The sequence below is a fragment of the Streptomyces sp. NBC_00258 genome (assembly GCF_036182465.1).
Classification (GTDB): Bacteria; Actinomycetota; Actinomycetes; order Streptomycetales; family Streptomycetaceae; genus Streptomyces.
Window position 1 is genome coordinate 9,071,961 of record NZ_CP108081.1, and the last position, 12,707, is coordinate 9,084,667.

Below are 12,707 nucleotides of genomic sequence, written 5' to 3' on the forward strand. Positions count from 1 at the left end.
GCCCACCCCACCGATGACTTCTGAGGCCGGACGGCCCAATGGCCATGGGAATGGTTTGAGAGCCTCAAACCTTTCCTTATAATCAGAAGCCACAGTTCCCCCACAGGAGGTCAACCCCCGTGAAGATGGTCCTCGGGCGCCGGTCCCGCATCCTGGCCGCCACCACCGCGACGGCCGGGCTGCTGCTCGTCGCCGGCTGTTCTTCGGACGACGACGGGGGCAAGAAGACCACCGCGAACGGGGTCGAGCTGGTGAAGGGCGGGCAGCTCACCACCTGCACGCACCTGCCGTACCCGCCGTTCCAGTCGGAGATCGACGGCAAGGTGCAGGGCTTCGACGTCTCGATCATCGACCTGGTCGCCAAGGACCTGGGCGTGAAGCAGGTGATCCTCGACCAGCCCTTCGAGAACTTCAAGACCGGCGGGTCCCTCAACGCCGGCCAGTGCGACCTCGCCGCGGCCGGCATGACGATCACCGACGAGCGCAAGAAGAACGTCGACTTCTCCGACCCGTACTTCGAGGCCACCCAGGCCGTCCTGGCCGACAGGAAGAGCGGCATCTCCTCCTTCGCGGACCTCAAGGGCAAGAAGGTCGGCGCCCAGGCGCAGACCACCGGCGAGGAGTTCGCGAAGAGCAAGGGCCTCGACCCGGTCTCGTTCGAGTCCTCCGACGCACTCCTCAACGGCCTGCGCACCGGCCAGGTCAAGGCCGTCGTCATCGACTACCCGGTCGTCCAGGGCTGGCTGAAGGACAAGGCCAACGCGGACGCCTTCGAGGTCGCCGACAACATCAACACCGGTGAGGAGTACGGCGTCACGGTGAAGAAGGGCAACACCGAGCTCGCCGACGCCATCAACAAGGCGCTGGCGGACGCGAAGTCCGACGGCACGTACAAGAAGCTCTACGAGAAGTGGATCGGCCCGTACGACGAGGACGCCGCCTCCGCTTCCCCGTCCGCCGCCTCATGAGTGGGACGGACACCGAAGTCCAGCCACGCAGAAGCGGCCTGACCAGACGTCAGAAGCGGGCCGTGTCGCGCGGCGTCCAGTACGCGGTGTTCGTCGCCGCCCTGGTCGCCTTCGGCGTCACGGCCGACTGGGAGCAGCTGCAGAACCAGTTCGCCCAGGTCGACCTGGCCGAGCGGATGTTCCCGGACATCATCACGCTGGCGCTGAAGAACACCGTCCTCTACACGGTGTCCGGTTTCGTCTTCGGCCTCGCCCTCGGTGTGGTCGTCGCGTTGATGCGGCTCTCCTCGGTCGGCCCGTACCGCTGGCTGGCCGGCATCTACATCGAGATCTTCCGCGGGCTGCCCGCCCTGCTGATCTTCATCTTCGTGGGCGTCGCCGTGCCGTTGGCGTTCCCCGGGACGGAGATCCCCGGCGGCACGTACGGGAAGGTCGCGCTCGCACTCGGACTTGTCGCGGCCGCGTACATGGCGGAGACGATCCGCGCGGGCATCCAGGCCGTGCCCAAGGGGCAGATGGAGGCGGCCCGTTCGCTGGGCTTCTCGCATGCCCGGGCCATGGTCTCGATCATCATTCCGCAGGCGTTCCGAATCGTGATCCCGCCGCTCACCAACGAGTTGGTGCTCCTCTTCAAGGACTCCTCGCTGGTGCTGTTCCTCGGGGTCACCCTGGAGGAGCGCGAACTCTCCAAGTTCGGCCGCGACCTGGCCAGCGAGACCGCCAACTCGACACCGATCCTGGTGGCGGGCCTGTGCTATCTGCTGGTCACGATCCCGCTCGGTTTCGTGGTACGCCGCCTTGAGGCGAAGGCCGGGGAGGCCACCAAGTGAGCACTACGAGCAGTCCGGCCCTCACGAAGGACGCGAGCGGCACGCCGGAGATCCAGGTCCGCGGCCTGCACAAGTCGTTCGGCGACAACGAGGTGCTGCGCGGCATCGACCTGGAGGTCCGCTCCGGCGAGGTCGTGTGCGTCATCGGCCCCTCCGGCTCCGGCAAGTCCACGCTCCTGCGCTGCGTGAACCTCCTCGAAGAGCCCACCAAGGGCCAGGTCTTCGTCGGCGGCACCGAAGTCACCCACCCCGACGTGGACATCGACGCCGTACGCCGCCGGATCGGCATGGTCTTCCAGCAGTTCAACCTCTTCCCGCACCTGACGGTGACCGAGAACCTCACGCTGCCGCAGCGCCGGGTGCTCGGCCGCGACAAGGAGGCGGCCGCGAAGGTCGCCGCCGAGAACCTCCGGCGGGTCGGCCTCTCCGAGAAGGCGGACGCGTACCCCGCCTCCCTCTCCGGCGGCCAGCAGCAGCGCGTCGCCATCGCCCGCGCGCTCGCCATGGGCCCCGAGGTGATGCTCTTCGACGAGCCCACCTCCGCCCTTGACCCGGAACTCGTCGGCGACGTCCTCGCCGTCATGCGCATGCTCGCCGACGAGGGCATGACCATGATGGTCGTCACCCACGAGATGACCTTCGCCCGCGAGGTCGCCGACCGCGTCGTCTTCATGGACGCCGGCGCCATCGTCGAGGACGGCACTCCGGCCCAGGTGATCGGCAACCCCACCCATGAGCGGACGAGGCATTTCCTGTCCCGGCTACTGGACCCGGCGATGGCGGACGTCGAGGAGGACAGCGCCGGCCGACCTGGCAAGGAGGGCTGAGCGCTCCGCGCCCCTTCAGGGGCGCGGGGCTGTATCGATATGCGGCTCCGCCGCGTGGGCGCGACCAGCCCCCACGGGCCCGCAGCCTCCGTACGTACTCCACCGACGAATTAGGGTGCAGTACATGAGCGATCAGCCGGTGCTGCATGTAAAGGGCCGCGTACTCATCGACCCCGACGACGCCAGGGACGAGCTCTGGATCGTCGGCGGCAAGATCACCTACGAGCGCCCACAAGGCGCTCGTGACATCCGCACCGTGAACGGCTGGGCACTACCAGGCCTCGTGGACGCCCACTGCCACGTGGGCCTCGGCCCCAGTGGCCCCGTCGCAGACGACACCGCGGAGAAGCAGGCCCTGACCGACCGAGAGGCCGGCACCCTGCTCATCCGCGACGCGGGTTCGCCCTCCGACACCCGCTGGATCGACGACCGCGAGGACCTCCCGAAGATCATCAGGGCGGGCCGCCACATCGCCCGCACCCGCCGCTACATCCGGGGCTTCGCCCACGAGATCGAGCCTGACGACCTCGTCGCGTACGTCGCCCAGGAGGCCCGCCGGGGCGACGGCTGGGTGAAGCTCGTGGGGGACTGGCTCAACCGTGAAACGGGCGACCTCGGTGCCTGCTGGCCCCGCGCCGAGGTCGAGGCGGCGATCGCCGAGGCTCACCGGCTGGGCGCCCGGGTCACCGCGCACTGCTTCGCCGAGGACTCCCTGCGGGACCTGGTGGAAGCGGGCATCGACTGCATCGAGCACGCCACCGGCCTGACCGAGGACACCATCCCGCTCTTCGCCGAACGCGGCGTCGCCATCGTCCCGACCCTCGTCAACATCGCCACCTTCCCGCAGCTCGCGGCCGGCGGCGAGGCCAAGTTCCCCCAGTGGTCGGCGCACATGCGGCGGCTGCACGAGCGTCGCTACGACACCGTGCGCGCCGCGTACGACGCAGGCGTCCCCGTGTACGTCGGCACCGATGCCGGCGGCACGCTCGCACACGGCCTGGTGGCGGGCGAGGTCGCCGAGCTGGTGACCGCCGGAATCCCGCCGGTCGAGGCGCTGTCGGCGACGGCGTGGGGCGCCCGGGCCTGGCTGGGACGGCCAGGCCTGGACGAGGGAGCACCGGCCGACCTGGTCGTGTACGAGGGGGACCCGCGGGCGGACGTACGGGTACTGGCGGCGCCCCGACGGGTTGTGCTGAACGGCAAGGTCGTCGGCTAGAGCCTGTGTTGACGGAGCGTAACCACCCGTCGGGCCTGCTCGTTCTGCACTTCCGCGCACGCTCCGGCGCGTCAACCGGCGCGTTCGAGCCGGTTCGGGCATCCGGGTGGAGATGAGGAACGCGCGTGCCGAGGGATTCGAAGAAGCGCACGGAAACTCCACGTATGAGTGAACTCCCGTCAGCTTGCTGACTGTTCACTCTCTGTGCGTAAGGATTCCCGCATCGACGCCGTCGGTGCTGCTCCCCACAGGTCCCCGTGAGCGGAGCGTCCGGCGGCGTCGCGTCTCCAGTTCTGTCTCCCGTGGGGGTCCCACCACCTTGAACAGCAACGCTTTCCGCATGCCCGCACGCATGCCCGCACGCAGGTTCGCCGTCACCGCGGCGGCCACCGTCCTGGCCGCAGGTCCCGCGGTCCTGGCCGGCGCGGGCCCGGCCCGGGCGACCGAAGACCACGGCCGCGCCAGTGCCGTGGTCCTGCGCGCCGGGCTCGACGTCTCCCTGCTCAACAAGTCCGTGAACGTCCCGCTCACGGTCTCGCTCAACGACGTACAGGCACCACGCAGCGCCGAAAAGACCGCGCTCACGGCCAAGTTGGACGGAGTCGACGGCGGGCGGCCGTTCACCGTGCTGGGCGCGGAGGTCGCCCGGTCGAGCGCGACCGTCTCCGCGAAGAAGGCCGAGGGCTCGGTGAACCTCGCCCATGCCAAGGTGCATGTGCCGGGGCTGCCCCTGCTGTCCCTCATCGAGATCGAACAGGTCAGCGCGAAGGCGGTCTGCACGGCGGGCGAGAAGCCGGTCGCCACCGCCGATCCGCTGGGCGCCGTGACGGTTCTAGGCAAGAAGACCACGGTGACCGCCGGAGGCCCGACCGAGGTGAAGGTGCCCGGCGTCGGCGAGGTACGCCTCGACCTGGCGTCGACCCGCACCACCTCACGTACGGCCGCCGCCACCGCTCTCCAACTCAAGGTGTCCATCAACCCGTTGAAGCTGAACGTCGCCGAGGTCGAGGGCACGGTCACCCTCGCCGAGGCCACCTGCGAGGCACCGGCCGCACCCGCGTCCGCGGACCCCGTGGAGCCGGCGACCGAGGTGAAGCCGCAGGGCGCGGCCGCAAACGAGGCCAACCTCGCCGAGACCGGAGGCAGTTCGGCGACACCGTACGTTGCCGCGGGCGCGGTCGCCCTGCTGGCGGCGGGCGGCGGAGCCGTCGTACTGGCCCGTCGCAAGAGGGGCTGAGCAACACCCTCGGCGGCCGGACGCGCGAACTCCTCGACGGCAAGCGGGAGTTCGCGCGAGGTCAGCAGTCCCGCAGGCTCACTGCCTGGTCCAGGGCCTGGAGGAAGCGGTTGACCGTCGCGCGGTCGCGTACCGCCAGGCGCAGCCAGGTGTCGTCGAGCCCCGGGAAGGTGTCGCCGCGCCGCACGGCGAAGCCCAGCCGGCGCAGCCGGGCACGGACGGCCGCCGCCCCGGGCAGCCCGATGAGGACGAAGGGACCCTCGGCGGGCTCCGCGACCCGGACGCCGTCGGACGCGAACTCCCTCAGCCCGGCGACCAGATGGGCCCGGTCGATCGCGACGCGACGGGCCGCGTGCTCCTGTTCCGCCAGTGCCCGCGGAGTCATACAGGCCTCGGCGGCGGCGAGGGCGGGCGTGGACACCGGCCAGAGCGGCTGGGCCCGTTCGAGCTCGGCGATCGTCTCGGGTGACGCCAGGACGTACCCGATGCGCAGCCCCGCGAGGCCCCACGTCTTGGTGAGGCTGCGCAGCACGACGAGACCCGGTACATCCGTGCGACCCGCGAGGGCCTCCCTCTCCTCCGGAACCGCGTCCATGAACGCCTCGTCGACCACCAACGTCCGCCCGGGACGGGCGAGTTGGGCGATCAGAGCGGCCGGATGGAGGACGGACGTCGGGTTGGTCGGGTTGCCGATCACGACCAGGTCGGTGTCCTCGGGGACGGCCGACGGGTCGAGCCGGAAGCCGTCCTCGGCCCGCAGGAGAACCCGGTCCACGGTGTGCCCCGCGTCCCGCAGCGCAGCCTCCGGCTCGGTGAACTGCGGGTGCACGACGACGGGTTGACGGACCTTCAGGGCGCGTGCCAGCAGCACGAAGGCCTCGGCGGCGCCCGCCGTGAGCAGGACGTGCTCCACGGGCAGCCCGTGCCGCGCCGCCACCGCGGCCCGCGCGACCCGTCCGTCCGGGTAGGCGGCCAGCCCGGCCAGCGACTCGGCGACCCGCTCGCGCAGCCAGGCGGGCGGAGTGTCCGCACGGACGTTCACCGCGAGGTCGACGAGCGCCGAGCCGTCGTCGCGCACCTCGGCGTCACCGTGGTGCCGGAGGTCGTGCGCCTCGCCCTGTCCGCGGTCGCCCGGCGCCCCGACGCCCTGTCCGCCGCCGGGGCGGTGGTGTCCGTTCGGGCCGTCCCTGTCGCCCCTGTCAGTGTGCATGGGAGGGTGCGTGGCCGTCGTGGTGGTGATGCCCGTGGTGGTGGCCGTCGTGGTGGTGATCGTCGTCGTCCGGGTGGAAGTGCGGCTGCTGGGGGAGCCCCACCTTGTCCTCGAAGCCGGGCAGCGCGATGCGGTAGACGCACGAGTCGCAGTTCATCCGCAGATCACCCTCGATCGCCTCCCGGTAGCGCTCCATGACCAGGTCGAGCAGCTCCGGCTCCGGCCCGATGACATCGGCGGAGACCACGTCGACCTCCGGATGCGCGGCCGCCCACCCCTCGGTCTGCTGCCGCACCCGGTCCGGGAGGATACCCGTGAAGAGGAAGTAGGGGAGCACCACGATCCGGCGCGCGCCCAGCTTCACACAGCGGTCCAGGCCCGACGGCACGTCCGGCGCGGCCAGCGACACGAACGCCGTCTCCACGCCCGCGTAACCCCGCCCCTCCCACAACAGCCGCGCCGCCTTGTGCACTTCGGCGTTGGCGTCCGGGTCGGTCGAGCCGCGCCCGACGAGCAGGACGGTCACCTCGGCACGGTCCGCCGGGGTCCGCACCGAACCGCCGAGCGCCTCGTCGAGCCGCCGCTCCAGCACCGTGAGCAACGCCGGGTGCGGGCCCAGCGGACGCCCGTACGTGTACGAGATCCCGGGGTGCCGCTCCTTCTCACGGCTCAGGGCGGCCGGGATGTCGCCCTTGGCGTGCCCGGCGGACACCAGCATCAGCGGGACGGCCGCGAACCGGCGCACGCCCTGCTCGACCAGTTCGGTCACCGCGTCGCCCAGCGGCGGCGGGGACAGCTCGATGAAGCCGCCCGCGACGGGCAGTCCGGGGTTGCGGCGGCCCAGTTCCCGTACGAAGTCGCGGAAGGCCTCGGCACCCGCGTCGTCCCGGGTGCCGTGTCCGGCGATGAGCAGGGCGGGGGCGGGGGTGGTCACGTTTTCTCCTTGGACTTGGACGGGGAACCGGCCCGGGACTCGGCCTCGGGCGCAGGGTGGGACTCGGCGTCAGGCACCGGGTGGTACAGCAGGGCGTTGAGCGCGGCCGCGGCGACCGCCGAACCGCCCTTCTCGGACACGTTGCTCACGGCGGGAAGCCCGCTCTCGCGCAGTGCGGCCTTGGACTCGGCCGCGCCGACGAAGCCGACGGGCAGACCGATGACGAGCGCCGGGGCCGCGTCCAGGGTGAGGAGCTCCTCCAGCGCGGTCGGGGCGCAGCCGATCACCCAGAGCGCGCCGGGTCCGACCTGCTCGTACGCGAGCCGGACCGCATGGGCCGAGCGGGTCAGCCCCGGACCGGACACGGCGTCCTTGAGACGGCAGACGGTGTCGCGCCGGGTGATGCCCGCCGCGACCATCTCCACGTCCACCACGACGGGCGCCCCGTCGTGCAGCGCCCGGTGGGCCTTCTCCAGCGAGCTCTCGTCGGTCACAAGGTCGGTCGCGTAGTCGAGGTCGGCCGCGGAGTGGATCACCCGCTCCACGACGGCACGGGTCAGCGGCGGGAAGTGCGAGGTGTCCAGGCGGGCCCGCAGTCGCCGGAAGGACTCCTGCTCGATGGGGTGCACGATCCGGGACTCGGGGGCCACGGTCCGGCTCTCCGGGAACACCCGGCCGACTGCGCTCACTTGGGCTCCTCCTGCCAGCGGTAGCCGCGCGGCGTCACCATGCGGCCGGCGATCTCACGGGTCGCCGTGTTGCCCACGGTCACCACCGTCATCATGTCCACCGTCGCCGGGTCGAGTCCCGCGAGGGTGGTGACGCGGCTGGATTCGTCCGGCCGCGAGGCGTTGCGTACGACCCCCACGGGCGTCGTCGGCTTCCGGTGCCCGGCGAGGATCGTGAGCGCCTTGGGCAGCTGCCAGTCGCGGCCCCGGCTGCGCGGGTTGTAGAAGGTGACGACGATGTCTGCCTCGGCCGCCGCGCGCACCCTGCGCTCGATGACCTCCCACGGCGTGTGCAGGTCGGAGAGGCTGATGGACACATGGTCGTGGCCGAGCGGCGCGCCGAGGATCGCCGCAGCCGCGAGAGCGGCGGTCACCCCCGGCACCCCGACCACGTCGATGTCGTCGGACGCCTCCGCGAGCGCGGGCGACGCCATCGCGTACACGCCCGCGTCACCGCTGCCGATCAGCGCGACCGCCTGCCCGAGCCGGGCCTCGGCCACGGCGGTCCTGGCCCGCTCCTCCTCGGCCCCGAGTCCCGACTCCAGGATCCGGGTGCCGGGGAGGAGCAGGTCGCGGATCTGGTCGACGTACTGGTCGAGCCCGACGAGCACGGAGGCGCGGCGCAGTTCGTCCTTCGCGCGGGGCGTCAGCAGGTCCCGGGCGCCGGGACCGAGGCCGACCACCGCGAGCCGCCCGCGCCCCGGCCTGCGTACGACCGCGCAGGTCGCCATCGCGGGCCGCGCGGCCGACTTGCGCTTGGGGACGAGGAGTTCGCCGCCGCGCAGGAGGGCGGCGGCCTCCGCCACCGACGGGGTGCCGACGGCGGCGAGGGGCGCGTCCGAGGGGTTCGGCACGTCGACCGCCGCCAACTCCTCGGCGCCGTACGTCACCACGGGCACCCCGAGCCGCTCGGCCGCCCCGAGAATGCCGGGCTCCTCCGCCTTGGCGTCGACGGTGGCGAGCTCGGCGACGGACTTCACCGACAGCCCGGCGTCCCGAAGGGCGTCCTGGACGAGCCCGAGCACCTCGTCGACGGGGGCACCCTTGGAGGCACCGACGCCGACGACGAGGGAGGGCGGACGGAGCACGACCTCACGCTCGGCGGGCTCAACAGTCCTGTCGCTGACCCGAATTGAATACTCACCGGTCTCGGCGACCCGCAGTGGCGGAAGCGGCCAGGCCAACTCGGCGTTCAGCGCGACCGGTTCCCCGTCCAGCATGGCCCGGGACACCCCGGCCACATCCCCTTCGACCGGCAGGCCGAGCATGTCGAGCCCCGGCACGCCCACGGAGTCGGTCGCCGTCGTCACGACGGGTTCGGCACCCAGCAACTCGCCCACCTCACGGGCGAGTTCGTTGGCGCCGCCGCCGTGGCCCCCGACCAGGGACACCGCGAACCGCCCGCCCTCGTCGACGCACACCACTCCTGGGTCGGACGCCTTGTCGACGAGCAGCGGCGCGACGAGCCGCACCACGGCCCCCGTGGCGAGGAAGCACACGAGCTGCTCACACTCCGCGAAGGCCCGCCGCACGGCGTCCCCCACGGGACCCTCGTACACGCGGGTACGGCCCGGCCAGGCCGAGGCCACCCGCTCACAACTCGCCGAACCGGCGGCCGTCGCGGAAATCAGGCCGATCACTGAGCGACTCCTTCACTACGTACCGGAGGCCGGACGCCCCACAGCAGGAAAACGGGGTTGGTCGCCGCGAGCCGGGTGACATCCCCCGGCAGCGGCGCCAGCCGGGACGACTGCAGCAGTACGCCGTCACAGTCGAGCCCGGCCGCGACGAGCGCGTCCCGGACCGCCGGAACCCGGTCGAGGGCGGCCATCGCCACGACGACCGACCGCCGCGCCCGCCGGGCACAGGCGGTCACGATGGCGGGCAGCTCCCGTCCGCCCCCGCCGATGAACACGGCGTCCGGGTCGGGCAGGTCGGACAGCACGGTCGGCGCCGCCCCGTGCACGGCGGTCACGTCGACCCCGTGCGCGGCGGCGTTGGCGCGGACCCGTTCCACACCGTCCAGGGTCTTCTCCACCGCGGTCACGGCGGCCCCGAGCCGTGCGCACTCCACGGCGACCGAGCCGGAGCCCGCGCCGATGTCCCACACATGCTCACCGAGCCGCGGTCCGAGCCGGGCCAGCGCCAGCGCCCGTACCTCGAACTTGGTGATCATCGAGTCGCGGTGGGTGAACTCGCCCTCTTCCAGGGCCCATCGGGCGGGCCTGGGCGGCGGTCCCGCGATCGTGCGCACGGGGGAGAGGACGCGTGACTCGTCGAGACACAGCACCACGCTCACCGCCGGCCCCCAGTCACGGGCGGCGGCCTCGGCGGGCGTGACCCGCTCGACACGCTCCCCGGAGTGCGAGGCGGAGCCCGAGTCGGTGCCACTGCCCGAGGCCGATGCGGCGCCCGCGTTCGAGGCGGAGGTCGCGCCCGAGATGGCGCCCGCCCCCAGGGCCGACGCCACCACCAACACCCGCCCGCTGGACCGCAGCGCGGCCCCGAGTTCCGCGGGCCCGGACCCCGGACCGGTCAGGACCGCCACCTTGGGATGGGCCCGGCAGACGTTCACGGCGGTCCGCAGATCGCGTCCGTGCGCGCTCACGACCACCGCGTCGTCCCAGGTCAGCCCGAGCCGCGCGAAGGCGGTGGCGACGGACGACACCCCGGGGTGGACCTCCAGCCGCTCGGCGCCGAAACGCTCGGCGAGGGCCCGGACGATCCCGAAGAACCCGGGGTCCCCGGAGGCCAGCACGACGACCCGCCCCTGGTCCGCGGGCTTCTCCAGAAACTGCTCGATCGCGTCGAGGGCGGGCGCGAGCGGACCGAGGACGATCCGCTCGGCCGTGTCCGGCATTGTCGTCGCGGCGGCCAGATGCCGCCGGCCGCCCACGACGAGCCCCGCCCCGGCCAACGCGGCCCCGGCGTCCGGCGGAAGGGGCGCCCCCGTGCCCGTACCGACGACGGTGATCACGGAGTGACACCCTGCGTACCTCGCGCACCCTGAGTGCGCAGCGCCCTGCGGGCCTCGGGGTCGGCCTTGCGGAAGCCGTGGAAGTGGCCGGGGTGGTAGAGGTGCGAGCGCGTGCCGTGCGCGTCGAGGGCCGGGCCGACCAGGAACAGCGTGTGCTTCCAGAGCTTGTGCTCCTTGACGGTCTCCTCCAGCGTGCCGATCGTGCACTTCACGATCAGCTCCTCCGGCCAGGTCGCCTGGTACGCGACCACGACGGGCGTCGACGTCGGATAGCCGCCCTCCAGCAGCTCCCGTACGAGCTGCCCGCTGCGGGCGGCCGACAGGAACAGCGCCATCGTCGTCCCGTGCCGGGCGAACTCCCGTACCTCCTCCCCGGGCGGCATCGGCGTCTTGCCGCCGCCGAGCCGGGTGAGGATCACGGACTGCGCGACCTCGGGGATGGTCAGCTCCCGCTGGGCGAGCGCGGCGACGGCGGAGAAGGAGGAGACGCCGGGCACGATCTCGGTCTCGATGTCGATCTCCGCGCACCGGTCGACCTGCTCCTGCGTACCGCCCCAGAGCGCGGGGTCGCCTGAGTGGATCCGGGCGACCTTCAGCCCGCCCTCGGCGGCCCGCTCGTACACCGCGACGACGTCCTCCAGCGACATCGTCGCCGAGTCCAGGATCTCCGCGCCCTCGCGTGCGTGGTCGAGAACCTCGGCCTGTACCAGGCTGGCCGCCCAGATCACGACGTCGGCCTCGGCGATGGCGCGCGCGGCGCGGAACGTCAGCAGGTCGGCGGCACCGGGCCCGGCCCCGACGAAGGTCACCTTGCCGGTGGGGGCATCGGCCATGGGATGGGGTCCTCTCCTACGAGCAGTACGGGTATTGCGAGTACTACGGGTGGTCGTGCGGTTCGTACGGGTGTGCTGGGCGCTACGGGACATCGGCGCACGCGGGTTCCGGGAGCAGTCCGGTCGCGAACGTGCGGCGGACGTGCGTGAACCCGGGTCGATCGGATAGCAAGGGCGTATGGCGGTGTTCGTCGCGCTCGGCGCGTTCCTCATGACGCTGGCCGGCGGCTGGACGGCGCAACGCGTCACCGACCGCCGCCACCTCGTACTCGGTCTGGCAGGCGGTCTGATGCTGGGCGTCGTCGGTCTGGATCTGCTGCCGGAGGCGCTCGACGCGGCGGGCGACGAGATCTTCGGCGTACCGGCCGCGCTGCTGCTCTTCGTGGCGGGCTTCCTGCTGGCCCATCTGGTGGAACGCCTGCTGGCCGTCCTCCCCCAGTCTCGGCTCCGCTCGACCGGGGGGACCCCCATGGCGGCGCACGGGGGTGAGGAACACAACGGCCGCGCGCCCGAGGTGGGCCTGACGGCCGCCGCCGCGATGGTCGGCCACAGTGCGATGGACGGCGTGGCGATCGGCGCGGCCTTCCAGGTCGGCGGCGGCATGGGAGCGGCCGTGGCCGTCGCCGTGATCGCCCACGACTTCGCGGACGGCTTCAACACGTACACGATCACGACCCTGTACGGGAACGCCCGCCGCAAGGCGGTCGCGATGCTGTTCGCGGACGCGGCGGCCCCGGTCGTGGGCGCCGCCTCGACGCTCCTGTTCACCATCCCCGAGCATCTGCTCGGCGGCTATCTCGGCTTCTTCGGCGGCGCGCTGCTCTATCTCGCCGCGGCCGAGATCCTCCCCGAGGCCCACCACGAACACCCGGCCCGCTCCACGCTGCTGTGCACGATCGCGGGGGCGTCCTTCATCTGGCTGGTGGTGGGCATCGCGGAGTGAGACA

At 72.2% G+C, this 12,707-nt stretch carries 12 protein-coding genes; 6 read left to right on the forward strand and 6 right to left on the reverse strand.

Features of this window, described 5'->3' with window-relative positions; all coding sequences use genetic code 11:
• Positions 1–119: 119 nt before the first annotated feature.
• From OG718_RS40410 to OG718_RS40430, 5 genes are all read left to right on the forward strand, one after another.
• Positions 120–968 carry a transporter substrate-binding domain-containing protein gene (locus OG718_RS40410; RefSeq protein ID WP_328846523.1) on the forward strand — a complete coding sequence of 283 codons (849 nt, stop codon included), beginning with the start codon at positions 120–122 and terminating at the stop codon, positions 966–968.
• Positions 965–1,798, forward strand: coding sequence for an amino acid ABC transporter permease (locus OG718_RS40415; protein WP_143637142.1), 834 nt, complete (start codon positions 965–967; stop codon positions 1,796–1,798). The genes OG718_RS40410 and OG718_RS40415 overlap by 4 nt, the downstream gene beginning before the upstream one ends.
• Positions 1,795–2,625 (forward strand): amino acid ABC transporter ATP-binding protein, encoded by an 831-nt coding sequence (locus tag OG718_RS40420; protein ID WP_143637141.1) that lies wholly within the window; start codon positions 1,795–1,797, stop codon positions 2,623–2,625. Before OG718_RS40415 ends, OG718_RS40420 begins: the two co-directional genes overlap by 4 nt.
• A 124-nt stretch (positions 2,626–2,749) precedes the next feature.
• Complete coding sequence (locus tag OG718_RS40425; protein WP_306940670.1) at positions 2,750–3,841, forward strand: amidohydrolase family protein; 1,092 nt, start codon at positions 2,750–2,752, stop codon at positions 3,839–3,841.
• Between the two features lie 319 nt (positions 3,842–4,160).
• Positions 4,161–5,078 (forward strand): SCO1860 family LAETG-anchored protein, encoded by a 918-nt coding sequence (locus tag OG718_RS40430; RefSeq protein WP_443055225.1) that lies wholly within the window; start codon positions 4,161–4,163, stop codon positions 5,076–5,078.
• A gap of 61 nt (positions 5,079–5,139) precedes the next feature.
• Here OG718_RS40430 and cobC read toward each other — a convergent pair whose 3' ends face one another.
• The 6 genes from cobC to cobM are packed head-to-tail and all read right to left on the reverse strand — an operon-like array spanning position 5,140 to position 11,760.
• Positions 5,140–6,288, reverse strand: a complete 1,149-nt coding sequence (gene cobC / locus OG718_RS40435; RefSeq protein WP_306940672.1) for an Rv2231c family pyridoxal phosphate-dependent protein CobC — start codon at positions 6,286–6,288, stop codon at positions 5,140–5,142.
• Entirely contained in the window at positions 6,278–7,222 is a 945-nt protein-coding gene (locus OG718_RS40440) for a sirohydrochlorin chelatase (protein ID WP_328846526.1), read from the reverse strand. Before OG718_RS40440 ends, cobC begins: the two co-directional genes overlap by 11 nt.
• Complete coding sequence (locus tag OG718_RS40445) at positions 7,219–7,911, reverse strand: precorrin-8X methylmutase (protein ID WP_328846527.1); 693 nt, start codon at positions 7,909–7,911, stop codon at positions 7,219–7,221. The genes OG718_RS40440 and OG718_RS40445 overlap by 4 nt, the downstream gene beginning before the upstream one ends.
• Positions 7,908–9,590 (reverse strand): precorrin-3B C(17)-methyltransferase, encoded by a 1,683-nt coding sequence (cobJ, locus tag OG718_RS40450; RefSeq protein ID WP_328846528.1) that lies wholly within the window; start codon positions 9,588–9,590, stop codon positions 7,908–7,910. Before cobJ ends, OG718_RS40445 begins: the two co-directional genes overlap by 4 nt.
• A complete protein-coding gene (cbiE, locus tag OG718_RS40455) occupies positions 9,587–10,927 on the reverse strand; it encodes a precorrin-6y C5,15-methyltransferase (decarboxylating) subunit CbiE (protein WP_328846529.1) in 1,341 nt (446 codons plus the stop codon). The genes cobJ and cbiE overlap by 4 nt, the downstream gene beginning before the upstream one ends.
• Positions 10,924–11,760, reverse strand: a complete 837-nt coding sequence (gene cobM / locus OG718_RS40460) for a precorrin-4 C(11)-methyltransferase (protein WP_328846530.1) — start codon at positions 11,758–11,760, stop codon at positions 10,924–10,926. The genes cbiE and cobM overlap by 4 nt, the downstream gene beginning before the upstream one ends.
• A 178-nt stretch (positions 11,761–11,938) precedes the next feature.
• Here cobM and OG718_RS40465 point away from each other — a divergent pair, with 178 nt between their 5' ends.
• Positions 11,939–12,703, forward strand: coding sequence for a ZIP family metal transporter (locus tag OG718_RS40465; RefSeq protein WP_143637122.1), 765 nt, complete (start codon positions 11,939–11,941; stop codon positions 12,701–12,703).
• Positions 12,704–12,707 lie beyond the last annotated feature (4 nt).